The following is a 26,717-nucleotide window of genomic DNA, read 5'->3' as shown; positions in this document are numbered from 1 at the left end:
ACGGCCGTCTGACCTGCATGAGTAGGTCACGTCTCGCGGCTGCTCTCTTCTGCGAACTGAGTAGTTTGCCGTTTTCACTGCGATACCACGAAACGTGTCGCTAGAATCACCGAGCGTGACATGGCCACGGGGGCGGGCAGTTGGGTCAAAGAAGGGCTCGCCAATCGCTCTGCGTGGCGGTATGGTCACATCGGGTGATGCCGCATATGGCTCGGAAAAGCCGCACGCTCTGCGCCATAGGGGGACATCCGTGACACGCGCAAAGGCAGTCACAGGATCGCTAAGCCGGTCCACACGGAGGAGAGGCCGCACAAATGTCAGCTCGTACACCCGAGGCCGAGCCGCTGCTCACGCCCGCTGAGGTCGCGACCATGTTCAGGGTCGACCCCAAGACCGTTACGCGGTGGGCCAAGGCGGGCAAGTTGACGTCGATTCGTACCCTCGGCGGTCATCGGCGTTACCGGGAGACCGAGGTTCGAGCACTGCTCGCGGGGATTCCGCAGCAGCGCTCCGAGTAGCTGGAGGGGTCGTCACGGACCTCAGGGGGGTTTGAAGGGGTGGACCAGGCCGGCACCGGCCCGGTCCACCGCTGTGACGGCATGACGTCGCACGGGAAGTTGGCGCCGCCCGCCCGGCGCCACCTCCCCGAGGCACGCCGTCCCGCCGTCGCGCGCTGCCGCGACGACGACACACGGTGACGAAAACGGTGACGGCACGCGGGAGCGAGACCCGCGGACGCCGTCGCGGGAACGACGCCTCAGGCACGTCACCTTCAGTGAGGCAGCCGACCCGAGGCTGTCACGCCAGCCGCTCGAGCAGCCTGGCGACGTCACCGTCATGGGCGGCGGCGACGCCGAGCAGCGCGATCATGTGATCGACGAGCAGCTTCTCGAGTGTCGGCCGCTCTATGTCGCGATACTCGAGCCAGTCGAGGCCGGCCGTCTCCACGGAGGCGATCCACGACCGCAGGGTCGTGCGCAGCACCGGGCTGGGATCCTCGACGCCCATCTGCTTCTGGATCAACCGGAAGAGCCGGCGGCGCACGCCGTCGACGATCTCACCGACCTCGCCGCTCCTGTTGGCCGGGCCGCCGCGCAGCAGCGCCGCGAAGCCCGCCGCGTGCTCCTCGACGAAGTCGAAGTAGCGACTGAGCCCGGAGGCCAGCTCGTCGAGCGGCCTGCCGCCCCCGTGGGGCCGCAGCCGGGACTCCAGCTGCTCCGCCGCGCTCCGCAGCGCGGCCACGTAGAGCTCCTGCTTGCCGCCGAAGTAGTGGTAGACCAGCGCCCGCGAAGCTCCCGCCGCCGAGGCCACGTCGTCGATCGAGACGTCTTCCGCGTCGCGGGTGCTGAACAGCTCCAGCGCCGCCGCCATCAGCTCTTCCCTGCGCCGGTCCACGCTGAGCCTGCGCCGCGCCGGCCGTGCCGTCTCGGCTGCCTTCCCGGGTGTCACACCTGCACAGTATCCGACGGCCTGCCCAATAGCGGACGCGCGACCGCCCAGTCAACACCGACCTCGGGGTGAGCAAGGTTGCGCCAATCCGTAACGAAGGCCGTACCCTGCGGCTAACTCGATCGTTTGGTGAGACAGGTGCCCATATCCGCATCGCGGGGGAGACACATGTCAGGACCGCCCGTCAATTCTTCAACCATCGCCGAGCTCAGAGAGGTAGACACACTGCCTCGGCCCAGACCGACCATCCGTAACGTCGCCGAACGAGCCGGCGTCTCGAAATCGCTGGTCTCTCTCGTGCTGCGCGGATCCCCGCACGTGAGCGAGCACCGGCGCCAGGCCGTGCTGCAGGCGGCCCGCGAGCTCGGCTACCGGCCGAACGCGGTCGCGCGCAGCCTGGTCGAAGGTCGTACGCATCTGGTGGGCGCGCTCGTCGCCGACCTGCACAACCCGTTCTACGCGGAGTTCCTCGACGGACTGCAGGAGAGCCTGCACGGCGACGGCCTGCGCATGCTGATCGGGAACAGCCAGTGGGACCCGGCGTTCGAGGACGAGGCCGTGGAAGCCTTCCTCGAATTAAGGGTCGACGGGCTGGTCCTGCTCGGCATCGCGCCGACCAGCGAGACGCTGATCGAGGCCACCGCGTACACCCCCACGGTCGTCGTAGGGGAACGTGACATCGAGCTCGACGGCGTCGACATCGTGGTCGACGACGACCAGCTCGGCGCCCGGCTGGCCATCGATCACCTGGTCGAACACGGCCACAAGCGGATCGCGCACATCGAGGGCCGGCGCTCGTCACGCTGCGAGGGTTATCTCGTGGCGATGCGCAGGCATTCGCTGGCGCCGTACATCATGGTCGAGGCCGCCGACTCGACGGAGGAGGGCGGCAGGGACGCGGCCGTCGCGCTGCTGACCCGCGACCCCAGGCCCACGGCGATCTTCGCCGCCAACGACGTGGTCGCTCTCGGCGTGCTGTCCGCCGCGAGCGAGCTGGGCCTGCGCGTGCCCGAGGACCTGTCGGTGGTCGGCTACGACAACACGCACCTGTCGGCCTCCCACCACATCTCGCTCACCTCGGTCGACCAACCGCGCCGGGCCATGGGCCGTTCGGCCGCCGCGCTGCTGAGCGACCGGATCGGCGATCCGGGCAAGGTCGCGCGACTGAGGGAGGTACGCCCTGAGCTGATCGTGCGGCGTAGCACGGGCCCGGCTTAAGAGCGGGCCAAGCCTGGGTCAAGCCGTGTGGAGACGCGGCCGCACGGCGGTTTACTCGTCAGGGTCATGCTAATTGTGGCCGGATTCGGTCCGGTCACGATCTGATCCGGGGGGAACAGTCATGCGTGATCCGGAACTGGTGTCCTGCGCCCAGCGCGCCGCGGCCGAGCTAGAGCGCGCTTGGGGGCAATGGCGAGCGGGCAGGGGACGGGGCACCGATGGCGGCGCCGAGTCGGTCGCCAGCTACGTCGCCCACTCGCTGGACCATCCGTGGGGCCGCCCCCGCGTCGTTCTCGGGCTCGACGCCGAGGACGCGCGGGAGCTGGCCGCCCTGCTCGAACGGCAGGAGGTCGGAGAGCGCGTCTGGTGAGGCGCGCCTGGTGACACGCCTCAGACGGGGGCGTGTCAGATGAGACGCCTCTTAGAGGGCGTATCCGATGAGACGCCTCTGAGGGGGCGTGTCCGGTGAGGGCTGACGGCGTGCCGCCTTGCGCCACGCTTGGCATAAGACAGGCTTGAGCTCCTGGTTTGCCGTAAGTTGGACGGCATGCGTGCTCTACCAGCCACAGTCCTCGCCGTCTGCGGCCTGATCGCCTCCGCGTGTGGCGGCACCGGCTCCGGTGACGCCGCGGCAGGTCAGGCCGCCCCCGCGACGCCGGCGGGGCAGGCTTCCTCCTCCTCCGCGCCCGCGAAGGAGGCGCCGCCGGAGGCCAAGCCGCTCGACGGCAAGGTCATCGTCATCGACCCCGGCCACAACGGCGGCAACTACCGCAATCCCACGGCGGTCAACCGCAAGGTCAACGTGCTGACCAAGTGGAAGCCCTGCGACACGACCGGCACCGCCACCAACGACGGCTACAGCGAGGCCGCCTTCACCTGGGACGTGTCCAAGCGGATGGTGAAGATCCTCAAGGGCCGGGGCGCCACGGTCAAGCTGACCCGCGGCGACAACAACAGCGTCGGGCCGTGCATCACGCAGCGGGCCGCCATCGGCAACAAGGCCAGGGCCGACGCCGCCATCTCCGTGCACGCCGACGGCTCGGGCCCGGCCAACCACGGCTTCCACGTCATCATGCCGAAGAAGATCAAGGGCCCGGTGGACAAGGTCGTGGGCGCGTCCAGCAGGCTCGGCATCGCCGTACGCGACGCCTACCGCAAGGGCACGGGCCTGCCCTACTCCACCTACATCGGCACCAAGGCGCTCGACTACCGCAACGACCTGGGCGGGCTCAACCTGTCCACGGTGCCGAAGATCTTCATCGAGACCGGCAACATGCGCAACGCCGCCGAGGCGGCCAAGTTCAAGGACCCCGCGTTCCGGCAGCGGATCGCCCTGGCGCTGGCCAACGGATTGCAGCACTATCTCGAAGCATGATTCCTCGCCCGCAGTTGTTCAGTGATCTGTCCGCCTCCTCTGTGCTGACCTCTGGCGTGACGGTGTCCGGCGACCTGGTCGACCCCGTACGCACGGCTCTGGCCGGGCTCGACCCGCTCCCGGGCGACTCCGGTGAGATCGACGTGCGCCGCGATCCCGCGCTGGGTGAGGAGGCGTACCGGCTGACGACCGGGTCGCGGGGCGTGGAGATCGTGGCGGGCGGCCCGGCGGGCGCGTTCTACGCGGCGCAGTCGCTGCGTCAGCTGCTGCCCCCGGCCTCTTTCCGGTTCTCGGCCGGCGCGTCGTGGCCCATCCCGGGGGTGCGGATCGAGGACGCGCCGCGTTTCGCCTGGCGCGGGCTGCATCTCGACGTGGCCCGGCACTTCTTCCCCAAGCGGGAGATCCTGCGGCTGATCGACCTGATGGCGCTGCACAAGCTGAACCGGCTGCACCTCCATCTGGTGGACGACCAGGGGTGGCGGGTGGAGAGCCCGGCCTATCCGCTGCTGCACGAGGTCTCCTCGCACCGGCCGCGGACGGCGACGAACTTCCACCGCGAGCCGGAGAGCTACGACGACCTCCCGCACGGCGGCTACTACACGCTCGACGACCTGGCCGAGATGGGCGCGTACGCCCGCTCGCGGCACGTCACGATCGTCCCCGAGATCGACGTCCCCGGGCACGCGTCGGCGATCCTGGCCGCCTACCCGGCGTTCGGCGTCACCGGTGAGCCCTACGACGTGCTCGACCGCTGGGGCATCTCCCCCGCCATCCTGTCGCCGCTGCCGCCGACCGTGGAGTTCCTGACCACGATCTTCGACGAGATCATCGGGGCGCTGGGCGAGACCCCCTTCGTGCACATCGGCGGCGACGAGGTCGTGCTCGACCACTGGGCCGAGTCGGCCGAGATCGGCGCCTACCGCGACTCGCTCGGGCTGGAGAGCGTCAACGACCTGCAGGCGTGGTTCCTGCGCCGGCTGGCGGACGCGCTGGCCGAGCGGGGCGCCCGCGCCGTGGTGTGGGACGAGGCGTTCGTCAGCGGGCGGCTGCGGCAGGACACCGTGGTGATGCCGTGGCGCGGCATGGGCGTGGGCCGCCGGGCCGCCGCCGCGGGACACGACGTGGTGGCGACGCCGGTCTTCCCGCTCTACTTCGACTACGCCGAATCCTCCTCGCCCGACGAGCCGATGGCCATCGGGGACGCGACCACGGTCGAGGACGTGGCCGCCTTCGAGCCCGCCCCGGCGGACTGGACGGAGGAGGAGCGGGCCCGCGTCCTGGGGGTGCAGGCCCAGCTCTGGACCGAGCGGGTGCCCGACGCCCGTACCGTGGACTACCGCCTGTGGCCCAGGGCCTGCGCGCTGGCCGAGGTGGCCTGGTCGGGCACGGCCTCCCCCGGCTTCGACGGGCGGCTGACGGAGCACCTCGCCCGGCTCGACGCGCTCGGCGTCGAATACCGGCCCGCGGCCGGGCCGCACCCGTGGCAGCGCCGCCGGCCGCACCGTCCGGGCCGGGTGCCCGTCACCGAGGTGATGGCCAGGATCGACGCCATGACGTACGACGCGGAGTCGACCCGGCCGAGCCTGTGATCAGGACCGTCAGAAGGCCGGCCGGTCGTTGAGTATGCGCTGGAACAGCCGGTGGTCCTGCCAGCGGCCGTCGATCTCCAGGTAGCGCGGGGCGGTGCCGTACGCCTCGAAGCCGGCCTTGCGCAGGACGCTCTGGGAGGCGGCGTTGTCGAGCAGCGTGCTGGCCGCCACCCGGTGCAGCCCCACCTCCTGGTCGGCCATGCGGCACACCTCGCGCACGGCCAGGGTGGCCAGGCCGCGGCCGGTGTGGCCGGCGTCGGTCCAGTAGCCGAGGTCGCCGCTGAGCCACGGGCCCCTGACGATGTTGCTGAGCGTCATGCGGCCCACCACGCTCTCGCCCTCGGCCAGCACCCACGCCACCGCCTGACCCGCGGCCTGCTGCTCCAGCAGGCTCGTGAGCCGCCTGGTCTGCCCCCGCTCGGTGAAGAACTCCTCCGGCCTGCGCGGCTCCCAGCGCCGCAGGTGGTCGCGGTTGCGCAGGTAGGCGTCCAGCAGGGGCCGCGCGTCGTGCTCGGTGGCGGGGCGGAGCACGACGTCGCCGGCGAGCTTGACTTCTTCGATCACCGCTCCACGATAGGCCGACACGTCGTCACGCCGTGCGGCCGACGGCCTCCGTGACGGACTTGAGCCCGTGGCGGTGCACCCGGCGCAGCAGCTGGCGGTGGATGCGCGCGGCCCACAGCGGGCCGCCGTAGATCCAGCCCGTGTAGCCCTGGACCAGGGTCGCGCCGGCGAGGATGCGTTCCCAGACGTCGTCCACGTCCTCGACCCCGCCCGCCGACACCAGCGTCAGGCGGTCGCCGACCTTGGCGCGCAGGCGCCGCAGGACCTCCAGCGAGCGCTCCTTGAGCGGGCGGCCCGACAGGCCGCCGGTCTCGCCGCCGTGCCTGATCGTGGTGTTGGTCGCGATGATGCCGTCGAGGCCCAGCTCCAGGGCCAGCTCGGCGACCGCGTCGACGTCCTCGTCGGCCAGGTCGGGCGCGATCTTGACCAGCAGCGGGGTACGCCGCGGCGTCGCGTCGGCCACCTGCTTGACCGCCGTGAGCAGCGGGCGCAGCAGCGAGACCGCCTGCAGGTTGCGCAGCCCCGGCGTGTTGGGCGAGCTGACGTTGACCACCAGGTAGTCGGCCAGCGGGGCGAGCTTCCTGGCGCTGGCCACGTAGTCGGCGGTGGCCTCGGACTCGGGGACGACCTTGGTCTTGCCGATGTTCACCCCGATGACCACGGGGATGCCGCGAGGGCGGCGCAGCCTGCGCGCGGCGGCGTGGGCGCCGTCGTTGTTGAAGCCCATCCGGTTGATCACCGCCCGCTCGCGGACCAGCCGGAACAGGCGGGGGCGCGGGTTGCCCGGCTGGCCGTGCGCCGTGATGGTGCCGACCTCGACGTGGCCGAAGCCGAGCGCGGCGATGCCCTCGGCGCACGCGGCGTCCTTGTCGAAGCCGGCCGCCAGACCGAGCGGCCCGGGGAAGTGCACGCCGAACGCGCTCACCCGCAGGGCCGGGTCGTGCGGCGCGAACGCCCGGTGCAGCAGCCGCTTGAGCAGCGGCAGCCGCGCGAGGAGCGCGAGGGCGCTCACGGTGAGACGGTGCACGGCCTCGGCGTCGAAACGCCGCAAGACCTGCGAGAACACGAGGCGATACATCACGCGTCAGGCTATCAAGCCGGCCTCGTGGGCGATGATCGCGGCCTGTACGCGGTTGCGCACGTCGAGCCTGGTCAAGATGGCGCTCACGTACGCCTTCACGGTGCCCTCCACGATGTGCAGCCGGCGGGCGATCTCCGCGTTGGACATCCCGGCGCCGAGCAGGGCGAGCACCTCGCGCTCGCGTTCGGTGAGCGCCGCGATGCGGTCGCGGGCCGCCGCGCCCCTGGCCATCTTCCCGCCCGCGAGCTGGGTGATGACGCGCTGGGCGACCTTCGGCGACAGGTACGCCGCCCCGTCGGCCACCGCGTGGATGCCGGCGATGAGCTCGCGCGGGTCACCCGACTTGAGCAGGAACCCGCTGGCCCCCACGTCGAGCGCCTTGGCGATGTAGTCGTCCTCCCCGAACGTGGTCAGCATCACCACCGCGGTGCCCGGCGCGACCCTGCGCAGCTCGGCCGCGGCGGCCAGCCCGTCGAGCCTCGGCATGCGGATGTCGAGCAGCGCCACGTCGGGGTGGTGGCTGATGGCCAGGTCCACCGCCTGCCTGCCGTCTCCGGCCTCCGCCACGACGTTTAGCTCGGGATCGGACTGGAGGATCGCCCGGACCCCCGCTCTGATCATGGCCTCGTCGTCGGCCAGCAGTATGCGGATCACGCCCTCTATATTGGCCGACATGGCTCAGGTGAAGGTGTACGGGCGCAGGGACGTGTGGGCGGGACGGCAGCGGGAGGTCTCCGACCTCATTCAGTCGTGCCTGGTGAACGCGTGGGGGCTGCCGGAGGACAAGCGGTTCCACCGGTTCCTGCTGATGGACGCCGACGACTTCGTCTGCCCGGCGCGCAGCGAGCGCTACCTGATCATCGAGGTGATCTGCTTCACCGGCCGCAGCGAGGCCGCCAAGCGGGCGCTGATCAGGGAGATCTACGCCACCTCCGGTTACGACCCCCAGGACGTCGAGATCACGATCATCGAGATGCCCCGGGCGAACTGGGGGATCAGGGGTGTCCCCGCCGATGAGCTCGACCTGTCGTACAAGGTAGAGGTCTGAGGTCGGGGGCAGGTACGGCCGGGCGGTATGGTCCGACTCATGAGCACTCACTATGACGTCGTCGTTCTCGGCGCGGGTCCGGGAGGATACACGGCCGCGGTCCGCGCCGCCCAGCTCGGACTGCGCACCGCGGTCGTCGAGGAGAAGTACTGGGGTGGCGTCTGCCTGAACGTGGGCTGCATCCCGTCCAAGGCGCTCCTGCGCAACGCCGAGCTGGCCCACATCTTCCACAGCGAGGCCAAGACCTTCGGCATCAGCGGCGAGGTCACCTTCGACTACGGCGCGGCCTTCCAGCGCAGCCGCAAGGTGGCCGACGGGCGGGTCAAGGGCGTTCACTACCTGATGAAGAAGAACGCCATCACCGAGTACGACGGCCGGGGCACCTTCCTCGACGCCAACACGCTCCAGGTGAACGGCGAGACGATCACGTTCTCCCACTGCATCATCGCCGCGGGCGCCACCACCAGGCTGATCCCCGGCACGCAGCTGTCGGAGCGGGTGGTGACGTACGAGGAGCAGATCCTCACCGAGGAGCTGCCGTCCAGCATCATCATCGCGGGCGCCGGCGCGATCGGGGTCGAGTTCGCGTACGTGCTGCACAACTACGGCGTGAAGGTGACGATCGTCGAGTTCCTCGACCGGGTCGTGCCGCTGGAGGACGAGGAGGTGTCGGCCGAGCTGGCCAAGCGGTACAAGCGGCTCGGCATCGAGGTGCTGACCTCCACCCGCGTCGACGGCATCGAGGACACCGGCTCCTCCGTCAAGGTCACCGTCACCCGCGGCGACCAGACGCAGGTGCTGGAGGCCGACAAGGTCATGCAGGCCATCGGGTTCCAGCCGCGCGTCGACGGCTACGGGCTGGAGAAGACCGGCGTGGAGCTGACCGACCGGGGCGCCATCGCGGTCGACGGGCGGTGCCGGACGAGCGTGCCGCACATCTACGCCATCGGCGACGTCACGGCCAAGCTGATGCTGGCCCACGCGGCCGAGTCCATGGGCATCATCGCCGCCGAGACGATCGCCGACGCGGAGACCATGGAGCTCGACTACGTGATGATCCCGCGGGCGACGTACTGCCAGCCGCAGGTGGCCAGCTTCGGCTACACCGAGGCGCAGGCCCGTGAGCTGGGTCATGACGTGAAGGTGGCGAAGTTCCCGTTCACCGCGAACGGCAAGGCGCACGGGCTGGGCGACTCGGCCGGCTTCGTCAAGATCATCAGTGACAACACGCACGGTGAGCTGCTCGGGGCCCACCTGATCGGGCCCGAGGTCACCGAGCTGCTGCCGGAGCTGACCCTGGCGCAGCAGTGGGACCTGACGGTGCACGAGGTGGCGCGCAACGTGCACGCGCACCCGACGCTCGGCGAGGCGGTCAAGGAGGCCGTCCACGGGCTCGCCGGACACATGATCAACATGTAGCGGACCCTCCGGGGCCGTCGTCCGGGCGCGGACCCGGGACGTTGCCCGCGCGTAAACCGGCCGCGCCCGGTCCTGGCGCGTTGTCCGTGTGCAGGCCGGCCGCGCCCGGTCCTGAGGCGTTGTCCGTGTGCAGGCCGGCGGTCAGGGCGGCGGCCTCGGCCGTGAGGGCGCGCAGGTCGGAGGTGTCGTCGGCGCGGGCCAGCAGGTCGAGATACCGGTCGTCGCTCCTGCGCAGGTCACCGGCGCGCAGCGCGGAGTCGGCCGCGCGCACCTGGTCCGCGTACGCCTCCAGCTCCCGCACCCGCTCGGTGACCGCGGCCACCGAGCGGCGCAGCGCCTCCTGCTGGGGGCGCAGCACGGCGGCCAGGCCAGGGGTCATCGCCTCGCCGAGCGCCTCGGCCTGTTCGGCCCGCAGGTCGGCGTGGACGCGGACGAGGCCGGCGATCTCCCACAGGTGCCGGGGCAGCACGACGTCGTTGGCGACGGCGTCCAGCAGGCCCAGGCGGTGCGCGCGGGAGCCGGACACGTCCCCGACGGCCCGCCTGGCCCGGGCGAGCAGGTCGAGCGCGGGGTCGTCGAGGGTGGCCGGGATGACGTAGCGGCCCGCGTACCGACGGGACAGCCGCGTCCCCTCGTGGGAGCGGGCCACGCCGGTGCAGACGATCGCGACGAACAGCAGCATCATGGCGGCCAGCATCGCGCTCCCGCGGCCGGTTCCGCCCGCCACCCCGGCCAAAGCCACGGCGGCCGTGGCCGACAGGACCGCCCCGGCGGCGAACAGGCGGCGCACCCATCGGGGCGGCTCCGGATCGGGCCGGGCGAGCAGCGCCGGCAGCGCGACGGCCATCCGCCGCCGGTCCCCCTCGGGGATCTCCGGATCGACGATCGGCTGCTCAATCCAGTTCTCCACCCGGCGTCACCCACCTCATCAAGAACGTGTAGTAATCGACCCGCCAGCCCTCCTTGTCGAGGTCCCGATGGGCCACGACCTCGGCGCCGAACCCGGCCGCGCGCGCCAGCGAACGCAGATGCTCCAGGTCACCCGAGGTGCCGAAGAACACCAGCATCCGGCCGTCCGGCGCGAGGTGGCCGCGGACGTCGCGGAAGAACGCGGTCATGGCCCGGTAGTCCTCGTCCGTGGTGGCGGCCTCGAACGGGTCCCGGGGCGCGAACCAGCGGAACGGCGGATCGAAGACGATCAGGTCGAACACGCCTTCGACGGCGCTGAAGACGTCGCTCACCCGCACCTCGACCTGGACGCCGTTGCGTTCCGCGTTGCGCCGGGCCGCCTCGACGGCGCGCGGGTCGACGTCCACCGCCAGCACCTCGGCGGCCTTGGACGCGGCCAGCACGGCGTTGACCCCGCTGCCCGTGCCCATGTCGAGCACCCGGTCGCCCTCCTTCACCTCGGCCAGCACCGCCTCGCCGAGCAGGTGGGACATGCCGGTGATCGGCTGCACGCCGGGCGGGACGACGATGGTCCTGCTCAGATAGGCGAACGTCAGCTCCTCCGCGCCCTCTTCCGTCGCGGCGCGGTAGGCGTTCTCGTGCCAGCGGCGGATGCGCTCGGCGTGCTCGGCGGACATCAGCGGGCGGTGACGGCTCTGCTCGGTCATGGGGTCACTCTCCCTCGGGCGAGCGTCGAGAGCACGTGACTTCCGTGGCGCGACGGCGTACGTTCCGAGCACACCGCGCACGGCCGTTCCGTTCCACCAGGCCGGTGTGCGGATGTCGTGAAGATCTCGTGCAGCCGTACGCGGGGGCGAGTTCTCACCAGATCTTCAGAATTCGCTGAGACTCCTCTGAGGATGCCTGGAGACGTTGGAGGCGGACGAAGACCCCTCGCACGGACGGTGGTCCCGCACATGACCTCTACTCCCCCTGAAACGACCGAGCGGCCGACCCGCCGGCGCGCCCCGGCCGGCACCACGATGCTGCGGCTGGGACTGCTGGCGCTGGTCGTGATCGGCGTTCTGGGCGCCGCTCTCGAACTCGCCTTCGAGCGTCACTGGCAGACCCCCACCCAGCTGATCCCCTGGGCCGCGCTGGCGCTGCTCGTGGTGGCGCTGATCCTGCTGGCGGTACGCGACTCGGGCAGCGCGCTGACCGTGGCGCGCGTGCTGGCCGCCGTCGTGCTGGTGGCGTCGGCGTACGGCGTGTTCGTGCACGTGTCGGTCAACCACGGCATGGGCGTGGTGGACGCCGACTGGGACACCTACTCGCCGCTCACCCAGTGGTGGTACGCGCTGACGAAGTCGGTGGGGGCGGCGCCGCCGCTCGCGCCCGGCATGCTGGCCCAGAGCGCGCTGCTTCTGCTGCTGGCCAGCGTGACCCCGAAGAGGCGGCAGAACCTCACCTGACCGCTCCGGCTCCGCGCCGGCCTCCCTCCACGGGGGCGCCGGCGTCGCCTTTTCAGCCGGCGTCCGTCCCCGGCACCCGCGTCTCTGAACACCGGCTAGACGATTTCGTACTCTTTCCGAACTTCCCGGCTGTTATCCGCGTCACATTCAGGCAAGCTTTGTGACAACTGAGGCTGGTGAAGTTGTGGCATTACGTCGCATGGTCATCGCCGCTGCCGTCATGGCAGCCACCGCGATCAGCGCCGACGGGGCCGCCGCCAAGGTGGCGGCCGGTCCGGCGATCCGGGAGGCCCCTGCGGTGCCGGCGGTCCAGTCCGTCAGAACCGCTCCCCCGGCCGCGACCGGCACGCCCGTCGCGGCCCCCGTGGCGGCGGCCAAGGCGGAGGCGGAGCCGGTGTGCGCGCGGCTCAAGGGGGTCGAGGCGTGCGTGGGGCCCGACAGCAGCAGCCGTCCGGGGGTCACGGTCGAGGACACCCGGGACGACCACATGCATCCGGCCGTCGAGTACTACCTGAACGGCTACCTGGGCACCAAGTACGTCATCCACAACCTGGGCCGCAAGGGCGAGGTACGCGGCAGCCGGGAGATCGGCAAGGTCGTGACCTTCCGGGCCGCCCTCTACCGGGGTGACCGCCGGGTCGGCTACGGCCGCTGGAAGACCGTACGAAATGTCGCGAAATATCCCGTTAAGCGCGACTCCCGCACCACCCCCGCGGCCGCCCGCGCCAAGTCCAAGGTGTGCACCGCCACCAAGGGCGCGGCGAGCGTGTGCTTCGCCGAGCGGCACACCTTCGTCTACGCCTGCGACACCGGCGCCGACCGCTACCAGGCCCGCGCCGAGTACTTCGTGGGCGGCGACCCGACCACCCGTTACGAGATCCACCAGCTGGCCGGCGCCGGCACGTGCGGCAAGGCCGAGCACGGCGACCTGTCCATCAGCATGTACCGGGCCTCGCTGTTCGACGAGAACCGCCGCAAGGGCACGCGCCTGTACAAGTACAACTGAGCCGCCGGCGGGCAGTGGGCGGGCGCATCGCCCGCCCACGAGCTGTCGTGTTCATGACATGTCGCCCTTTGACCAGGACAAAAGACTCCTCCGCGCGCACGTGATCCCTCATTCTCATGAGCGACTGAAGCAGCACGACAGATCGGTTCGCTCATGAGATGGATCCCCCGCCTCGCCGCCGCCGGCGTGGGCCTGGCGATGCTCGCCGTCCCGGTGCCCGCGCAGGCCGCGGAGCCAGGGCCCGCGCAAGGCGGAGAGCTGCACCGGGTCACGCTGATCACCGGTGACGTGGTGACCGTACAGGAGTTCGCCGGCGGAAAGCGCGCCGCGACCGTGGAACCCGGCAAGGGAAGGGAGGCCGTCAGGTTCTTCACCAAGGAGGAGAACGGCGACCTGGTGATCACGCCGGCCGACATGGTTCCGTACCTGTCGCGCGGCCTGATGGACGAGCGGCTGTTCTCGGTCGGTGAGCTGATCGAGCAGGGTTACGACGACGAGAGCAGCGACGTGCTGCCGCTCATCCTGGCCTACAAGGACCGCGGCGCCGAGGCCGTCACCCTGCACAGCGTGAACGCGCGCGCGATGCGGGCCGACAAGGACGCCCTGCCCACCCTGTGGGGCGACGGCGGCGAGCCGAAGCTGCGTGACGGGCTGGCCAAGGTGTGGCTGGACGGCAAGGTGAGCGCCTCGCTGGAGCACAGCGTGCCGCAGGTGGGCGCGCCGCAGGCGTGGCAGGACGGCTACGACGGCAAGGGCGTCAAGGTCGCGGTGCTGGACACCGGCATCGACGAGACCCACCCCGACGTCGCGGGCAAGATCACCCAGGCCCGGAACTTCACCGCCGACCCGTCGGCCAAGGACGAGCACGGCCACGGCACCCACGTCGCCGCCACCGTGGCGGGCACCGGCGCGGGCTCGAACGGCCTGCGCAAGGGCGTCGCCCCCGGCGCCGAGCTGCTGATCGGCAAGGTCCTGGACAGCAGGGGCAGCGGCTCGGAGTCGCAGGTGCTGGCCGGCATGGAGTGGGCGGCCCAGGAGAGCGGCGCCGACATCATCAGCATGAGCCTCGGCGGCGGCGCCACGGACGGCACCGACCCGCTCAGCGTCGCCGTGGACACGCTGACGGAGCAGACCGGCACCCTGTTCGTCATCGCGGCGGGCAACGAGGGCGACGCCTACACGGTCGGCTCCCCCGGCGCGGCCAGCTCGGCGCTGACCGTCGGCGCGGTGGACGGGAACGACGCGCTCGCGTCGTTCTCCAGCCGCGGCCCGCGCCTGGACGAGGCGATCAAGCCGGACATCACCGCGCCCGGCGTCGGCATCACGGCCGCCAGGGCCGCGGGCACCGGCCTCGGCACGCCTGTGGACGACTTCTACACCAAGCTCAACGGCACCTCCATGGCCACCCCGCACGTGGCGGGCGCGGCGGCGATCCTGGCCCAGCGCCACCCCGACTGGGAGGCCGGGCGGCTCAAGGACGCGCTCGTGTCCACGGCGAAGACGATCGCCGGTCAGACGCCGTTCGAGCAGGGCGGCGGACGCCTCGACGTGCCGCGGGCCCTGCGCCAGGCGGTCACGGCCACCGCCTCGATCAGCATGGGCGTGCACGAGGACGGTGACACCGGCACCCCCGGCGGCACGATCACGTACACGAACTCGGGTGAGTCCGCCGTGACGCTCACGCTCGCCCCCGTGCTGACCAACCTGGACGGGACCACCCCCGGCGAGGGCGCCGTGACGCTGTCGGCGACGACGCTGACGGTCGAGCCGGGAGCGAGCGCGACCGCGCGGCTCAGCGTGGACCTGGCCAAGCTGAACCACGGCCGGCACGCCGGCTACGTCACCGCCACCACGGCCGACGGCGCGGCCGTCGCGCACACCACGATCGCGCTGACGCGCCGCGGCAAGACGCGCACGGTGCACTTCACCGGTGTCGAGCGCGACGGCAACGCCGCCCGGGTACCGCTCATCGCCCTGTACGGCGCCAGCAGCCTGGACGACGCCTACGGCTACATCCTCAAGGAGAACGAGGGCTGGACGGTGGAGGTGCCTGAGGGCACGTACCACATGCAGGCCATCATGGGAGAGACGCACGACGAGCTGCCCGTCGACTCCCTCGTCGTCGTCCCCGAGCTGCGGGTCGACAAGGACCTGGAGGTCGTCCTCGACGCCAGGACCGCCGTGCCGATCGAGATCAGGACCTCGCAGCCGGTGGCCCAGGACGGCATCGCCACCTACTTCACCCACCGCGAGTACGGCAACCGCAAGATCAGCCTCGGCGCCATGAACTTCCCCTCGGTCGAGCAGCTCGCGGTCACCCCCACCAAGCCGGTGACCAACGGCACCTTCGAGTTCGCCTCCCGCTGGCAGCTGGCCGCGCCCCGTGTGACGGCCAAGCTCGAGCGGGACGATCTGGTGGTGCGGCCGACGATCAGGTCGCCGCGGATCGAGGGCACCAAGCGCTGGCCACTGGCCGAGGGAACGGCAGGCAAGCTCAAGGGCAAGGCCGCGGTCATCACCAGCGAGTCCTTCGGCGACTGGACCGGCAAGCTCGACGCGCTGGCCGCGGCCGGCGCGGCGGCGGCGGTCGTGGTCGGGCCCGACGGGCGCGCGATGTGGCAGCCCTGGCAGCCGACCGGCGACCGGGATCCGCTGCCCACGCTGATGATCACCCATGACCGTGGTCAGGAGCTGCTGAAGCAGGCGCGGGCGGGCCGCGGCACGCTGGAGGTGAAGGGCGCGTTCGACACCCCGTACCTGTACGAGGTCATGCAGGTCGCCCAGGGCCGGGTGCCCGAGCGGATCGTGCACGAGGTGAACTGGCGCAACACCGCTCTGGTGAGCTCCGGCTACCACGAGTCGGGCGGCGAGCGCTACGGCAAGGACCAGCGCTTCGGCTGGCGGCCCTGGCAGGGGTACGACCTGGGCCTGCAGATGGAGACCCAGCGCATCGTGCCGACGCCGCTGAGCAGGGCCGAGTACGTCAGCTCCGGCGACACCCAGTGGCAGCACGTCGTCCAGCACATGCTCACCTGGGAGTCCAGCAGCCGGCTGCGCGGCGGCGTGACCGACGCGCCGCGGTCGTACCGGGCGGGCGAGGTCGTCAAGGAGAACTGGTTCGGCCCGGTCGTCCGCCCGGCGGCGCTCGAGTCCACCCGCACGGGCGACGTGCTCTCGCTGCACGTCCCCGAGTTCGTGGACAGGAACGGACATTACGGCTACAGCGGCGGCAGCGGCGACAAGGACACCAGCACGGCCCGCATCCTGCGTGACGGGCAGCTGGTGGAGGAGCGCGCCAACCTGCGCGGCACGTTCGAGACCGTCGCGCAGAACGCCGAGTACCGCCTGGAGCTGGCCACGACCAGGACCTCGGAGGAGTGGCGCTACGCCACCGCCACCCAGTCGGCGTGGACGTTCAGGTCGGCCCGCACCGAGGGCGCCAAGGCGCTCCCCCTGCTCGGCGTGGACTACGACGTGCCCGCCGACCTGGAGGGCAGGGTGCACAGGACGCTGCCCGTCCCGATCGGTTTCACCGCCCGCCAGGCGCGCAAGCTGACGGCCGAGCTGTCCTACGACGACGGGAAGTCCTGGCATCGCCTGGCGCTCGTCCCGCTCGGCCAGGGCCGCTACACGACGCTGGTCGCGCACCGCGCCACCTCGGCCGGGGTGTCCCTGCGGGTCACCGCGACGGGCGCGTCAGGTGAGAAGTTCGAGCAGACCGTGACCCGGGCGTACGGGGTCAAGTAGTCAGATAGGTCACAACCAGCGCTCGCGGGCCGCATGCCAGGCAAGTTGCATCCTGGTCTGCGCGCCCGCGAGCCGCATCAGGTGGTAGACGCGGCGCTGCACCGTACGGAGACTGAGCCCGAGCTGGCTCGCGATCGTCTTCTCCGGCACGCCCGCCACCAGCAGCGACAGCAGATAGAGCTCGTCGGCGTCCAGCGGGCAGGGCGGCGCCTCCGTGACCCGGCCGTCCTCCAGGAACCTGATCGGCGTGGCCCGCTCCCACTGGGCCTCGAACAGCGCGATCAGCGCCTCCAGCAGGCTGCTGCCGCGCACGAGTGCGGCCGTGGGCTCGGTCATCCCGCCCGCGTGCTGGACCAGCGGCAGCAGCGCGGTGGCCCGGTCGGCGATCATCATCCGCACCGGCAGCACCCGTACGGCGCGGGCCTGCTCGCCTAACTGGATCCCGTAGGCGACGTTGGCCACCATCCCCGGCTGCTCCAGCAGGGCCCGCTCGTAGATGACGCGGTAGCTCACGCCCCGGCCGAGCGCCTCCAGCTCCTCGGTGTTGTCCTCCGACGGCATCACCACGTGGCCGGCCCGGCAGAAGTAGAGGACCTCCTCCTTGGCGCTGTCCTGGAGGTGCCTGACCTGCTCGCGCAGCGCCTCCCTGCTCGGCAGCACCTCCACCAGGCCGTCGGCGTCCCTCCTGCGGGCGCTGGCCCGGTATTCCTCGGCCAGTTGCTCCACGGCCTGCCTGGCCCAGTCGATCGTCTCCTGCCGGCGTACGAGTCTGGGGCCGAGCGCCACGTCCGGCGCCACCGGCGCGAACCTGCCGGGCGCCACCTCGCGGGCCAGGCCCGCGCTCCGCATGCCCGTCAGCGCCGCCTCCGCCGCCTCCGCGGTCAGGCCCAGTTCCTCGGCCAGGCCCGGAGCGTCCGCCTCGCCCGCCCGTACGAGCAGCCGGTACGCCCGCTCCTCCAGCTCACCCAGTCCGGCAACCTCCAACATGCCGTCCATCATGACAGCCGGCCTTTACTTGAAAGTTTCAGGCTTGATTGACGGGTTCCTGGTGCTCCCCTCAGGATCATGGTGCTTCGCACGAATCCCCCGTTCCTGTGCGTTCATGGTGAGGTGCGCCGATGCGTAGAACCCTCGTACGAGCCCTGTCAGCCGCCGTCCTGACACTGGCCACCCTGAGCACCCCGATCGCGCACGCCGACGGGGACGCGCCCGTCGAGGTCACCGTCAACGCCCGCGCCGCGCTCGCCACCGTCCCCGAGACGGGCCTCGGCGCGAACCACGCGATCTGGGACGCGAACCTGGGCACGAACGACACCGCCGACCTGCTCAAGAACGCGGGCATGAAGCTGCTGCGCTATCCCGGCGGCTCCTACTCCGACATCTACCACTGGGCCGACCACACCGCTCCCGGCGGTTACGTGGCGCCCGGCACCGACTTCGACACGTTCATGAGCGGCGTACGGCGGACCGGGGCGCAGGCGATGGTGACCGCCAACTACGGCACCGGCACCGCCGCGGAGGCCGCCGCCTGGGTGCGCCAGGCCAACATCGTCAGGAAGTACGGCGTCAAGTACTGGGAGATCGGCAACGAGAACTACGGCAACGGCCACTACGGCACCGCCTGGGAGGCCGACGAGCACGCCGACAAGAGCCCGGCCGAGTACGCCCGCCACGTCGTGGCCTACGCCGACGCGATGAAGGCCGTCGACCCCACCCTCAAGATCGGCGCGGTGCTGACCACCCCCGCGAACTGGCCCGACGCGATCGTCGCCGAGGGCGACAGCGGCAGCTGGAACGAGGTCGTCCTCGCCACCGCCGGCTCGAAGATCGACTTCGTCGTCCTGCACTGGTACCCCGGCGCCCTCGACCGGGCCGGCCACGTCCCCGACATGATCCAGCTCACCCGCGAGCAGATCGCCAGGCACGCCGGCCCCGGCTCGGACCGGATCGGCATCGCGATGACCGAGTTCAACACCGGGAGCAGCAGCAACGGCAGCAACACCCAGCCCGGCGCCCTGGCCGCCGCCGACGCCTACGCCACGCTGCTGGCCGCCGGCGTGTTCACCGTCGACTGGTGGAACGTGCACAACGGCATCGGCGCGGTCACCGAGGTCGAGGGGCACACCGACTACGGCGACTTCGGCCTGCTGTCGAGCGCGGCCTGCACCTCGGACGGCAGCGTCTGCGAGCCCGCGCTCAACACCCCCTTCGCGCCGTACCACGCGCTGCGGATGATGAGCCGGTTCGCCCGCCCGGGCGACCGCTTCATCCGCGCCGCGACCGACCAGGCTGTGACCGACCAGCCGGAGGGCACCGCCCACGCCGCGTCCGACCAGCCGGAGGTCACCGCTCACGCCGTCCGCCGTCCGAACGGCGACCTGGCCGTCCTGCTGATCAACGCCTCGTCCACCACCTCCCACCCCGTGGCGATCGACTACGCCGGCTTCACCCCCGCCGCCGGCGCCCCCACCGTCCTGACCCACACGAACGGCGCCACCTCGATCACCACCACGACCACCGGCACCGCGACGAGCCAGACCCTGCCGCCGCTCTCCCTCACCACCGTCCTCCTGCGCCCGGCCACCCCACCCACCGGCCTGCCCGCCACCCCCGGCAAACCGTCCGCGACCGCGGTCACGGACACGACCGCCACGATCACCTGGCCCGCATCCAGGCCAGGGATCAAGTACGAGGTCCACCGCCAGAACGGAGCCGTCACCGAGCAGCTGGGCGAGACCACCGGAACCACCCTCACGGTCCGCAACCTCAAGCCCGGCACCCGCTACACCGTCAACGTGATCGCCAGGAACGCCGCCGGCGCCCAGTCGGAGCCCTCACCCCCGCTCACCTTCACCACCGGCACCCCCGCCACCAGCTCCTGCTCCGTCCGCCTGACCATCCAGACGGACTGGGCCAGCGGCTACGTCGCCGCCCTCGACCTCACCAACCACGGCGCCCCCGTCAGCGGCTGGACCCTGACGTTCGACTGGCCGCGGCCGTGGCAGCGGCTGAACAGCGGCTGGAGCGGCGTGTGGACGCAGACGGGCGCACAGGTCAAGGTCGTCAACGAGCCCGGCAACGGCACCCTCCCCACGGGCGCCACGACCACGATCGGCTACGTGGGCGACTACACCGGCCCGAACGTCCTCCCGAAGATCTTCACCCTGAACGGCGACACCTGCACCCTCCACTGACAGACGGTCGCACTCAAGAGCACTCCGACGTATATACTGATCTGGATTCGTATATATACAAGTGAGGTGGCCACATGGCGAAAACCCTGATCGACCTCGACGAAGAGGCCCTTGCCGAGGCCGCACGCGTTCTCGGCACCTCCACCAAGAAGGACACGGTCAACGCGGCCCTGCGCGAGATCGTCGACCGGCGCAGTCGAGCGGAGGCCGTGGCCCGCATGCGTGCCATGGTGGCAGAGGGCGAGATCGACCTGTCCATCATAGACAAGGACGGCGGCACCCGTCGTGACGTAGCGTGAGCGAGCTCTATCTCATCGACACCAGCGCACTCGTCCGTTTCTACCGTGGCCAAACCGGTGCGGAGTGGGACGAGACCATCTGCGCGGGGCTTGTGGGCATCTGCGAGCTGGTCCGGCAGGAATACCTCCGCTCCGTCGGAGGGCGGGCCGCTTTCTACGAGGCCGACAGCCTGCTGCAGCAGACGTACCCGTACTACGTGATCCCCGATTCGGCCTGGCACGAGGCGAGTGAGCTGCAGCACGACCTCGCCGTAAGAGGCTGGCACCAATGCGCTTCCCCAGTCGATCTGCTGATCGCTGTGACGGCTCAGCACCACAAACTCACCGTCCTGCACGCGGACGGCGACTTCGACACCGTCGCCCGCCTGACCGGGCAGCCCGTGCGCCGGATCGGCTGACCGGCGGCGGGCAGGTCAGCCGATCGGTGGATGCCCGGAGCACCGCCCGCCGACGACGCTCGACCTGTGACGCACTTCGACCCCTGTGGCCGTCCCGGCTCCCCCGGTTACGCTGGAGATCATGAGGCTCCGGTGGTGAGGCGGTGGGACCGGGTCCAGGCCGCGCTGCCGTACGCGCTCATCCTGCTGCCCGCGCTGTTCTCCCTCCTGCGCGAGTGGCGGCCCGAGGTGCTGGCGCTGGCGTTGTTCGCGGCGGCGTGGCACTGGCTGCTCGTCACCGCGCACCCCGACCGGCTCGCCCGCCCCTGGGCACTGGCCGGCTACTTCGCCGTGCTGCTGGCCGTCGTCGCGGCGCTGGTCAGGATCGACACGGTGTTCACGGTGACCGGCGTGGGCACGTTCCTGCAGTGCTTCGCCCTGCTGCCCGGACTGTGGGCGTACGGCGGGGTGGCGGTGACGGTGGGCGTCCTGGTCGCCGCCCGTCCCATGGCAGGCCGTACGCCGGCCGAGCTGGTGACCTCCGCCGTCGTCGGGGTGCTGATCGCGTCCATGACCGGGCTGGTCTTCCACACGATCAGCGACCAGAACCGGCGGCTGAAGGAGAACGGCGCCCGGCTGGCCGCCCTCGCCGAGGAGAACGCGAGCCTCCAGGCCCGGCTGCTCACCCAGGCCCGCGAGGCGGGAGTGCTCGGTGAACGGCAGCGGATGGCCAGGGAGATCCACGACACCATCGCCCAGAGCCTGACCGCCATCCTCACCCAGCTGGAGGCGCTCGGCGACGTGCCGGAGGCGCGCGAGCGGCTGGAGACGGTACGCGCGCTGGCCAAGGAGAGCCTGACCGAGGCCCGCCGCTCGGTGCAGGCGCTGCGCCCGGCGCCGCTGGAGGAGGCCCAGCTCGGCGCGGCGCTGTCCGGCATCGCCGAGCGATGGTCACGGGTGTCCGGGGTGCCCGCCTCCGTGGCCGTCACCGGCGAGCCGCTTCCCCTGCACGGGGAGGTGGAGAGCACGCTGCTGCGGGTGGCGCAGGAGGCGCTGGCCAACGTGGCCAAGCACGCCTCGGCCGGGCGGGTCGGCCTGACGCTGTCGTACATGGAGGACGTGGTGGCTCTGGACGTACGCGACGACGGGGCCGGCTTCACCCCGGGCGCGTCGGACGGCTTCGGCCTGGTCGGCATGCGCCAGCGCGTGACCCGGCTGGCGGGCACGTTCGAGCTCGAAACCGCCCCCGGCCAGGGCACGGGGATCTCCGCCACCGTACCCGCCATCCCCGCCGACCCGAGGCCGTGAGCCATGCCGATCATCCGTCTGATCATCGTCGACGACCACCCCATCGTCCGCGACGGGCTGCGCGGCATCCTCGACACGGACGACTTCGAGGTCGTCGGCGAGGCGGCCGACGGCCCCGAGGCGCTGGCGGTCGCCCTCCGCACCGCCCCCGACGTGGTGCTCCTCGACCTGCGCATGCCGGGGATGAGCGGCGCCGAGGTCATCCGCCGCCTGCGCGAGCAGCAGCCCGGCGTCCACGTCCTCGTCCTGACCACCTTCGACGACGACGCCGACGTGCTGCCCGCCATCGCGGAGGGCGCGACCGGCTACCTGCTCAAGGACACGCCACGGGACGAACTGCGCCGCGCGGTGCACGCGGCGGCCCGGGGCGAGACCGTCCTGTCCCCCACAGTGGCCGGCATCCTCACCCGCAAGGCCCGCGAGCCGGAGCCGCGCACGCTGAGCCCGCGCGAGCTGGAGGTGCTGCGGCTCATCGCGCGGGGGGCGACCAATCGGGAGGTGGCCGGCAGACTGTTCATCACGGAGGCGACCGTGAAGACGCACCTGCTGCACGTGTACGGCAAGCTCGCGGTCAACGACCGGGCGGCGGCCGTCGCGGCGGCGTACGACCTGGGCCTCCTCGACCGCCGGCGCTGAACCGCCCGCGCCAGCCGAAATGCGGGCGTCCGTCACGTCGTGGGCCAGCCCGATTCGAGCAGGTCGAAGACGGCGTTCATGGCGGCGAGCGGGTCCGGCTCCGCGCCGGCGAGCTCGGGGATCTCCAGCACATAGCGGGCGAGCGCGCGAACCGTCATGTCGGAGGGGTCGCGGCCGCTCTCGGCGGCGATGGTCTCGGCCAGCGCCGCCGCGCCGGCGATCCAGAGCTTGCGCGAGTATTCCCGCAGCGCGGGCGTACTGACGATCAGGTCGCGCTTGCGGCGCTGGCCGGGCGGGAGATCGCCGGCGAAGGGCCCGCTGCCGGCCAGACAGCGGCGCAGCGCCTCCAGCACGGACTGCCCGCTGGGCCGCTCGCGGACGGCGGCGGCCAGCCAGACGTGCCGTTCGGCGCCGTCGTCGAAGATCAGCGCCTCTTTGCCGTCCGGGACGTGCGCGAACAGGGTGGCGATCGAGACGTCCGCCTCCTCGGCGATCTGCGCCACGGTGACGCCGTCGTAGCCACGTTCGCCGAACAACCGCAGCGCGGCGTCGGACAACGCCTGCCGGGTCTGTGCCTTCTTGCGCTCGCGGCGCCCCGTCGCCATGCGCCTCATCCTAGCGAACTTGAAACAACTCTGATTCTGAAGTGACTATAGTTTCAGAGTCATTCCACCTATCTTCCGACGAGGAATCGACCATGTCCTTTCGCTCCACCCATCCCTGGGACGTACGACGTCTTCCCGCCGCCGACGGCAAGAACTTCCTCATCACCGGCGGCAACGGAGGCATCGGCTACTTCGTCGCGGAACAGTTGGCCGGCACCGGCGCCACCGTCGTCCTGGGCAGCCGCGACCCCGCGAAGGCCGAGGCCGCGCGGGCCTCGATCCGGGCCCGGGTCCGCGGCGCGCGCGTCCAGCACGTCCGCCTCGACCTCGCCGACCTCTCCTCCCTCAGCACCTCGGTGCGGGCCCTGCGCCTGGACCGGCTCGACGCGGTCGTCTGCAACGCCGGGGTGCTGCTCGACCGCCCGCCCCGGCGCGAGACCCCGGACGGCCACGAGCTGATGTTCGCCACCAACCACCTCGGCCACTTCGCGCTGATCTCCCGGCTGGCACCCCTGCTCGCGGCCACGCCCGCCGGCCGCGTCGTCACCACCGGCAGCTTCACGGCGAAGTCCGAGACCCTCGATCTGGACGACCTGCAGAGCACGCGCGACTACCGCCCGAAGCGCACGTACGCGCGCTCCAAGCTCGCGCAGATGCTCTTCGGTTTCGAACTCGACCGTCGCCTGCGCCCCGCCGGCGGCACCACGCTGAGCGTGGTGACCCATCCGGGAGGCGCGCTCGACTCCCTCACTCCGGCGCGCCCCGGGGTCCACCACCGCACCACCGCCGAACGACTGCGCGCCCTGCCCGCCGGCCTCCTCCTTCAGGGCAAACAGTCCGCCGCCTGGCCCGCCGTCCGCGCCGTCCTCGACCCTGCGGTACGGGGCGGCCAGCTCTGGGGCCCCCGCATGTTCGGCATCCGCGGCCTGCCCGTCCTCGAACCCGTCCGCGGCAACCTGGCAGACGCCGACCTGGCGGCCCGCATATGGACCGCCAGCACAGCCCTCACCGGCCTCGACCCCTTCTCCTGAAACTCAGTACGGCGTTCCCGGCGCGCCTAGCGAGCAGTCACGCAGGACACCGGTACCCATCGGCATCCCAGCAGTCATCAGCCGCGGAGACCCAAATGTCCACGTCCGTCGACCTCTCAAGGCTCACGCCGACAACCCGCTCCCCGCCGACCTTCTTGCTCAGTTCATACGCCCGGCACCACGCGACACAGTCCCGACTGCGCTCAGAGACCGGCCCGCCACTCCACCCCGCCCGCACGAAGGCGGCCACGACATCCTCCGGCTCCGCATTCGCCACATGGACAGAGACATACGACCCGTAGGACGACGAATCACAGTCATCCTGATCTTCCATGGGCCCGCCCATCCCCATCTGGGACAGAACCGGACTCAGCGCCTCACGGACCAGCGCGTTCTCATAATCCGCTCGTTCCTTGCATAAACCCTCACGAGCGATCACCTCCCACAGCCCTTCGCAACCCCGAGCCGCAGAGCACGACGACCACCGCCGCAAGCAAGGAGACACACCACCGACCCAAGATCACCCCATCTCATCCTGCCGCAGCGCCTTCAGCCCGATGATCATACGAGCGCACAGTGCCATCGCCGCCGCCTCAACCGGCCCCCGCCGATCGACAAGCCTGCCGCTCCACCGAAAACAAGATCGCCGCACAGACTCCTGGGCCCTACTCTGAGCCGCATGCCCTCGCACGAATTACCCGGTTCGGCCCTGCCCGAACTCTCGGCTCTGTGGCGATCCGAATTCCCGGACTGCCCACCCATCGGTACGGTGCTCCACCGCTACAACACCGTCCTGACCGAACTGTTCGCCGGCCAAGAGGTGTACGTCACCACGGTCACGTACGTCATGGACGAAGGCTTCACCAACCCCACGCCGACTGGCTCTCCAAACACCCATCCGGCAGCTGATCTCACCGCACCTTCGAACGCCGAACGGGTTAAGTATGGGCAGGCCCGTACGACGCCGAGATGATGGACTCATGCGCCTGCCGCTCTCACCCGACCTCAGACAAATGCTCCTGGCCCGCCGCTACGTCGCCAAGGGCAGAGGACCGGTACGCCGGTACCTGACGTTGCTGAGCAGCGGGTTCATAGGACTGTTGTCGGATCGGCAGGTGGTGCGCTTCGGCAGGTCCCTGGCGAGGGACGCGCGGCGGATCACCGACCACGATCTCAAGCTGCTGCTGGACTTAGAGTGGCGGTCAGGATTGACCGCGGCATGGTTGATCGGCATGGACCGGCGCATCCGTTTCCGTGACCAGCTCGGCGGGATGCTCATGGAAAGCCAGGGCTCCTACGCGGCGGACGGATACTGCTTCGCCCTGGCCCGATTCGGCGAGGATGAAGACGCGGCGATCCTGTCGGCCTACTTGGACCGCTACTTCGCGCGGCCGGACCACGATCACCACCAGACCGATGCGATGGGCGCGCTTCTCCACCTCGACGACCAGCGCGGCACCGACCACGCCGCTCGCTTCCTTGTTCCTGACGGCCCTTGGGCCCGGTCCCCCATGCGTGACGGGGATCCCGCCGAGCAGAAACTGTACATGGACGAGCTCTGCGCCTTCGCTGACGCTTGCGTGTCCGGCCGAACCAAGCAGTGGCTACCGCGACGACGGCGTTTCATGGATCACGTCCGGGGTTAGCCGGCGTACGAGCTTCTCAGTCGGCCCTCAGCGGTGCTGACGAGCCGTGCCCAGCCGCCCCGAAGTTCGCACCAACCCCGGCGTGATTTCGACGCACTCTCCCAAGACTTCCGGAAAACGTACTGCCACGCTCTCCGGCAAAGCCGAAAAACAAGAATGGCGAGCATTTCGAATACGCGCTGAAAGCGCGACGCGCGCCAATCCCCTAACGTTTCACCAGCCGAGAACCCCGTCTATGGCCGGCCACTCATCACTCCGGTCAGGTCCTTCCCCCGCCCTGCGTGTGGCAGACCTTCGTCGATGAATCGGAGGTGCACACTTTCACGGAGACGGCCTTGCCTTCGTCGTAACTCCGGTCCCGGAGACCCGCGCCTTCGAACCTCGCCGTCCCCACGCCTGCCACGGTCAGGTAGGCCACCACGCTGTTGGGGTCGCTGCCGTGGTGGTCTTCGAGCTCCAGGGTCTCTTTGTAGGCCCGGAAATACGCCCGCACCCATTCATTGCCCTTATGGCACTCGGCCCATACGTCTCTGCCCCCCTTGTCCGAAGTCGAATCGCTGGAACCGCTGAGGCTGGTGCAGTTCCATGCACTCGCCGACCGGGCCGCCGCCGGCCCCGCCGTCGACAGAAGCGGCCCGGTCATCGCGATAGCCGCCAGTGCGACAGCAGTCGACCTTGACAGATTCATGAGCTGAATTCTCCCCGTGATGCGGTTCTGGCTGATGTCCCCTTGTTCCTATAGTCACGGTAGAGTGCGTCGCTTTA

General features: G+C 70.7%; 27 protein-coding genes. 18 read left to right on the top strand and 9 right to left on the bottom strand.

Features of this window, described 5'->3' with window-relative positions:
• Positions 1-314: 314 nt before the first annotated feature.
• Complete coding sequence (gene bldC, locus B0I32_RS20870) at positions 315-518, top strand: developmental transcriptional regulator BldC (protein WP_013133571.1); 204 nt, start codon at positions 315-317, stop codon at positions 516-518.
• Positions 519-798: 280 nt separating this feature from the next.
• Here the strand turns inward: bldC and B0I32_RS20865 are convergent, their stop codons facing one another.
• Positions 799-1,449, bottom strand: coding sequence for a TetR/AcrR family transcriptional regulator (locus B0I32_RS20865; RefSeq protein ID WP_245955933.1), 651 nt, complete (start codon positions 1,447-1,449; stop codon positions 799-801).
• A gap of 168 nt (positions 1,450-1,617) precedes the next feature.
• Between B0I32_RS20865 and B0I32_RS20860 the strand changes: the two genes are divergently transcribed.
• The 4 genes from B0I32_RS20860 (at position 1,618) to B0I32_RS20845 (ending at position 5,631) form a co-directional block, all read left to right on the top strand.
• Positions 1,618-2,667, top strand: coding sequence for a LacI family DNA-binding transcriptional regulator (locus B0I32_RS20860; protein WP_397026502.1), 1,050 nt, complete (start codon positions 1,618-1,620; stop codon positions 2,665-2,667).
• 121 nt (positions 2,668-2,788) lie between these two features.
• On the top strand, positions 2,789-3,037 hold the full coding sequence (locus tag B0I32_RS20855; protein WP_106241771.1) for a hypothetical protein: 249 nt from the start codon (positions 2,789-2,791) through the stop codon (positions 3,035-3,037).
• 177 nt (positions 3,038-3,214) lie between these two features.
• Positions 3,215-4,042, top strand: a complete 828-nt coding sequence (locus B0I32_RS20850; protein ID WP_106241925.1) for an N-acetylmuramoyl-L-alanine amidase — start codon at positions 3,215-3,217, stop codon at positions 4,040-4,042.
• A complete protein-coding gene (locus B0I32_RS20845; protein ID WP_106241768.1) occupies positions 4,039-5,631 on the top strand; it encodes a beta-N-acetylhexosaminidase in 1,593 nt (530 codons plus the stop codon). The genes B0I32_RS20850 and B0I32_RS20845 overlap by 4 nt, the downstream gene beginning before the upstream one ends.
• 9 nt (positions 5,632-5,640) lie before the next feature.
• Here B0I32_RS20845 and B0I32_RS20840 read toward each other — a convergent pair whose 3' ends face one another.
• The 3 genes from B0I32_RS20840 to B0I32_RS20830 are packed head-to-tail and all read right to left on the bottom strand — an operon-like array spanning position 5,641 to position 7,930.
• Positions 5,641-6,195, bottom strand: a complete 555-nt coding sequence (locus tag B0I32_RS20840) for a GNAT family N-acetyltransferase (protein ID WP_106241766.1) — start codon at positions 6,193-6,195, stop codon at positions 5,641-5,643.
• Between the two features lie 25 nt (positions 6,196-6,220).
• Positions 6,221-7,273, bottom strand: a complete 1,053-nt coding sequence (locus tag B0I32_RS20835) for a quinone-dependent dihydroorotate dehydrogenase (RefSeq protein ID WP_106241763.1) — start codon at positions 7,271-7,273, stop codon at positions 6,221-6,223.
• Between the two features lie 6 nt (positions 7,274-7,279).
• Positions 7,280-7,930: a response regulator gene (locus B0I32_RS20830; RefSeq protein WP_106241760.1), complete on the bottom strand. Its 651-nt coding sequence runs from the start codon at positions 7,928-7,930 to the stop codon at positions 7,280-7,282.
• 19 nt (positions 7,931-7,949) lie between these two features.
• On the opposite strand from B0I32_RS20830, the gene B0I32_RS20825 reads away from it, so the two are divergent.
• Complete coding sequence (locus B0I32_RS20825; RefSeq protein WP_106241923.1) at positions 7,950-8,324, top strand: tautomerase family protein; 375 nt, start codon at positions 7,950-7,952, stop codon at positions 8,322-8,324.
• A gap of 39 nt (positions 8,325-8,363) precedes the next feature.
• The gene (lpdA, locus tag B0I32_RS20820) at positions 8,364-9,743 is read left to right on the top strand and encodes a dihydrolipoyl dehydrogenase (protein ID WP_106241920.1); all 1,380 of its coding nucleotides are present in this window, start codon (positions 8,364-8,366) and stop codon (positions 9,741-9,743) included.
• On the opposite strand, the gene B0I32_RS20815 is transcribed toward lpdA, so the two are convergent.
• Together B0I32_RS20815 and B0I32_RS20810 are read right to left on the bottom strand one after the other, a co-directional pair.
• Positions 9,733-10,653: a hypothetical protein gene (locus B0I32_RS20815; RefSeq protein WP_106241757.1), complete on the bottom strand. Its 921-nt coding sequence runs from the start codon at positions 10,651-10,653 to the stop codon at positions 9,733-9,735. The genes lpdA and B0I32_RS20815 overlap by 11 nt on opposite strands.
• Complete coding sequence (locus tag B0I32_RS20810) at positions 10,637-11,359, bottom strand: methyltransferase (protein ID WP_106241755.1); 723 nt, start codon at positions 11,357-11,359, stop codon at positions 10,637-10,639. Before B0I32_RS20810 ends, B0I32_RS20815 begins: the two co-directional genes overlap by 17 nt.
• Positions 11,360-11,608: 249 nt before the next feature.
• Here B0I32_RS20810 and B0I32_RS20805 point away from each other — a divergent pair, with 249 nt between their 5' ends.
• The 3 genes from B0I32_RS20805 (at position 11,609) to B0I32_RS20795 (ending at position 16,856) form a co-directional block, all read left to right on the top strand.
• Positions 11,609-12,103, top strand: a complete 495-nt coding sequence (locus tag B0I32_RS20805) for a hypothetical protein (protein ID WP_219911916.1) — start codon at positions 11,609-11,611, stop codon at positions 12,101-12,103.
• 199 nt (positions 12,104-12,302) lie between these two features.
• Positions 12,303-13,109, top strand: coding sequence for a hypothetical protein (locus tag B0I32_RS20800; protein ID WP_106241752.1), 807 nt, complete (start codon positions 12,303-12,305; stop codon positions 13,107-13,109).
• A gap of 153 nt (positions 13,110-13,262) precedes the next feature.
• Positions 13,263-16,856, top strand: coding sequence for a S8 family peptidase (locus tag B0I32_RS20795; RefSeq protein WP_106241749.1), 3,594 nt, complete (start codon positions 13,263-13,265; stop codon positions 16,854-16,856).
• Between the two features lie 9 nt (positions 16,857-16,865).
• Here the strand turns inward: B0I32_RS20795 and B0I32_RS20790 are convergent, their stop codons facing one another.
• Positions 16,866-17,843 (bottom strand): helix-turn-helix domain-containing protein, encoded by a 978-nt coding sequence (locus B0I32_RS20790; RefSeq protein ID WP_106241914.1) that lies wholly within the window; start codon positions 17,841-17,843, stop codon positions 16,866-16,868.
• Between the two features lie 131 nt (positions 17,844-17,974).
• Here B0I32_RS20790 and B0I32_RS20785 point away from each other — a divergent pair, with 131 nt between their 5' ends.
• The 5 genes from B0I32_RS20785 (at position 17,975) to B0I32_RS20765 (ending at position 22,670) form a co-directional block, all read left to right on the top strand.
• On the top strand, positions 17,975-20,050 hold the full coding sequence (locus tag B0I32_RS20785) for a cellulose binding domain-containing protein (protein WP_106241746.1): 2,076 nt from the start codon (positions 17,975-17,977) through the stop codon (positions 20,048-20,050).
• Positions 20,051-20,124: 74 nt separating this feature from the next.
• Positions 20,125-20,349 (top strand): type II toxin-antitoxin system VapB family antitoxin, encoded by a 225-nt coding sequence (locus B0I32_RS20780; RefSeq protein ID WP_106241743.1) that lies wholly within the window; start codon positions 20,125-20,127, stop codon positions 20,347-20,349.
• On the top strand, positions 20,346-20,747 hold the full coding sequence (locus B0I32_RS20775; RefSeq protein ID WP_106241740.1) for a PIN domain nuclease: 402 nt from the start codon (positions 20,346-20,348) through the stop codon (positions 20,745-20,747). Before B0I32_RS20780 ends, B0I32_RS20775 begins: the two co-directional genes overlap by 4 nt.
• 135 nt (positions 20,748-20,882) lie before the next feature.
• Entirely contained in the window at positions 20,883-22,034 is a 1,152-nt protein-coding gene (locus B0I32_RS20770; protein ID WP_219911915.1) for a sensor histidine kinase, read from the top strand.
• Between the two features lie 3 nt (positions 22,035-22,037).
• Positions 22,038-22,670, top strand: coding sequence for a response regulator (locus B0I32_RS20765; protein WP_106241733.1), 633 nt, complete (start codon positions 22,038-22,040; stop codon positions 22,668-22,670).
• Between the two features lie 32 nt (positions 22,671-22,702).
• On the opposite strand, the gene B0I32_RS20760 is transcribed toward B0I32_RS20765, so the two are convergent.
• Entirely contained in the window at positions 22,703-23,275 is a 573-nt protein-coding gene (locus B0I32_RS20760; RefSeq protein WP_106241730.1) for a TetR/AcrR family transcriptional regulator, read from the bottom strand.
• Positions 23,276-23,367: 92 nt separating this feature from the next.
• On the opposite strand from B0I32_RS20760, the gene B0I32_RS20755 reads away from it, so the two are divergent.
• From B0I32_RS20755 to B0I32_RS20745, 3 genes are all read left to right on the top strand, one after another.
• A complete protein-coding gene (locus B0I32_RS20755; protein ID WP_106241727.1) occupies positions 23,368-24,306 on the top strand; it encodes an SDR family NAD(P)-dependent oxidoreductase in 939 nt (312 codons plus the stop codon).
• Positions 24,307-24,985: 679 nt separating this feature from the next.
• Positions 24,986-25,279: a DUF3885 domain-containing protein gene (locus tag B0I32_RS56580; RefSeq protein WP_146178251.1), complete on the top strand. Its 294-nt coding sequence runs from the start codon at positions 24,986-24,988 to the stop codon at positions 25,277-25,279.
• A 7-nt stretch (positions 25,280-25,286) separates the two neighbouring features.
• A complete protein-coding gene (locus B0I32_RS20745; RefSeq protein WP_181307602.1) occupies positions 25,287-25,952 on the top strand; it encodes a DUF6000 family protein in 666 nt (221 codons plus the stop codon).
• Between the two features lie 259 nt (positions 25,953-26,211).
• On the opposite strand, the gene B0I32_RS56575 is transcribed toward B0I32_RS20745, so the two are convergent.
• Entirely contained in the window at positions 26,212-26,640 is a 429-nt protein-coding gene (locus B0I32_RS56575) for a hypothetical protein (protein WP_146178250.1), read from the bottom strand.
• Between the last annotated feature and the right edge of the window lie 77 nt (positions 26,641-26,717).

It is taken from the genome of Nonomuraea fuscirosea (assembly GCF_003001935.1).
GTDB lineage: Bacteria > Actinomycetota > Actinomycetes > Streptosporangiales > Streptosporangiaceae > Nonomuraea > Nonomuraea fuscirosea.
Note: the sequence above shows the minus strand (reverse complement) of the source record. Positions and strands in the feature narration are given on the sequence as shown.

Coding starts and splice junctions, on each gene's coding strand:
- B0I32_RS20755 (WP_106241727.1), top strand. CDS start 23,368: ATGTCCTTTCGCTCCACCCATCCCTGGGACGTACGACGTCTTCCCGCC.
- B0I32_RS20765 (WP_106241733.1), top strand. CDS start 22,038: ATGCCGATCATCCGTCTGATCATCGTCGACGACCACCCCATCGTCCGC.
- B0I32_RS20745 (WP_181307602.1), top strand. CDS start 25,287: ATGCGCCTGCCGCTCTCACCCGACCTCAGACAAATGCTCCTGGCCCGC.
- B0I32_RS20805 (WP_219911916.1), top strand. CDS start 11,609: ATGACCTCTACTCCCCCTGAAACGACCGAGCGGCCGACCCGCCGGCGC.
- B0I32_RS20855 (WP_106241771.1), top strand. CDS start 2,789: ATGCGTGATCCGGAACTGGTGTCCTGCGCCCAGCGCGCCGCGGCCGAG.
- bldC (WP_013133571.1), top strand. CDS start 315: ATGTCAGCTCGTACACCCGAGGCCGAGCCGCTGCTCACGCCCGCTGAG.
- B0I32_RS20835 (WP_106241763.1), bottom strand. CDS start 7,273: ATGTATCGCCTCGTGTTCTCGCAGGTCTTGCGGCGTTTCGACGCCGAG.
- B0I32_RS20785 (WP_106241746.1), top strand. CDS start 17,975: ATGCGTAGAACCCTCGTACGAGCCCTGTCAGCCGCCGTCCTGACACTG.
- B0I32_RS20780 (WP_106241743.1), top strand. CDS start 20,125: ATGGCGAAAACCCTGATCGACCTCGACGAAGAGGCCCTTGCCGAGGCC.
- B0I32_RS20800 (WP_106241752.1), top strand. CDS start 12,303: ATGGTCATCGCCGCTGCCGTCATGGCAGCCACCGCGATCAGCGCCGAC.
- B0I32_RS20760 (WP_106241730.1), bottom strand. CDS start 23,275: ATGGCGACGGGGCGCCGCGAGCGCAAGAAGGCACAGACCCGGCAGGCG.
- B0I32_RS20845 (WP_106241768.1), top strand. CDS start 4,039: ATGATTCCTCGCCCGCAGTTGTTCAGTGATCTGTCCGCCTCCTCTGTG.
- B0I32_RS20825 (WP_106241923.1), top strand. CDS start 7,950: ATGGCTCAGGTGAAGGTGTACGGGCGCAGGGACGTGTGGGCGGGACGG.
- B0I32_RS56575 (WP_146178250.1), bottom strand. CDS start 26,640: ATGAATCTGTCAAGGTCGACTGCTGTCGCACTGGCGGCTATCGCGATG.
- B0I32_RS56580 (WP_146178251.1), top strand. CDS start 24,986: ATGCCCTCGCACGAATTACCCGGTTCGGCCCTGCCCGAACTCTCGGCT.
- B0I32_RS20860 (WP_397026502.1), top strand. CDS start 1,618: ATGTCAGGACCGCCCGTCAATTCTTCAACCATCGCCGAGCTCAGAGAG.
- B0I32_RS20810 (WP_106241755.1), bottom strand. CDS start 11,359: ATGACCGAGCAGAGCCGTCACCGCCCGCTGATGTCCGCCGAGCACGCC.
- B0I32_RS20790 (WP_106241914.1), bottom strand. CDS start 17,843: ATGTTGGAGGTTGCCGGACTGGGTGAGCTGGAGGAGCGGGCGTACCGG.
- B0I32_RS20850 (WP_106241925.1), top strand. CDS start 3,215: ATGCGTGCTCTACCAGCCACAGTCCTCGCCGTCTGCGGCCTGATCGCC.
- lpdA (WP_106241920.1), top strand. CDS start 8,364: ATGAGCACTCACTATGACGTCGTCGTTCTCGGCGCGGGTCCGGGAGGA.
- B0I32_RS20795 (WP_106241749.1), top strand. CDS start 13,263: ATGAGATGGATCCCCCGCCTCGCCGCCGCCGGCGTGGGCCTGGCGATG.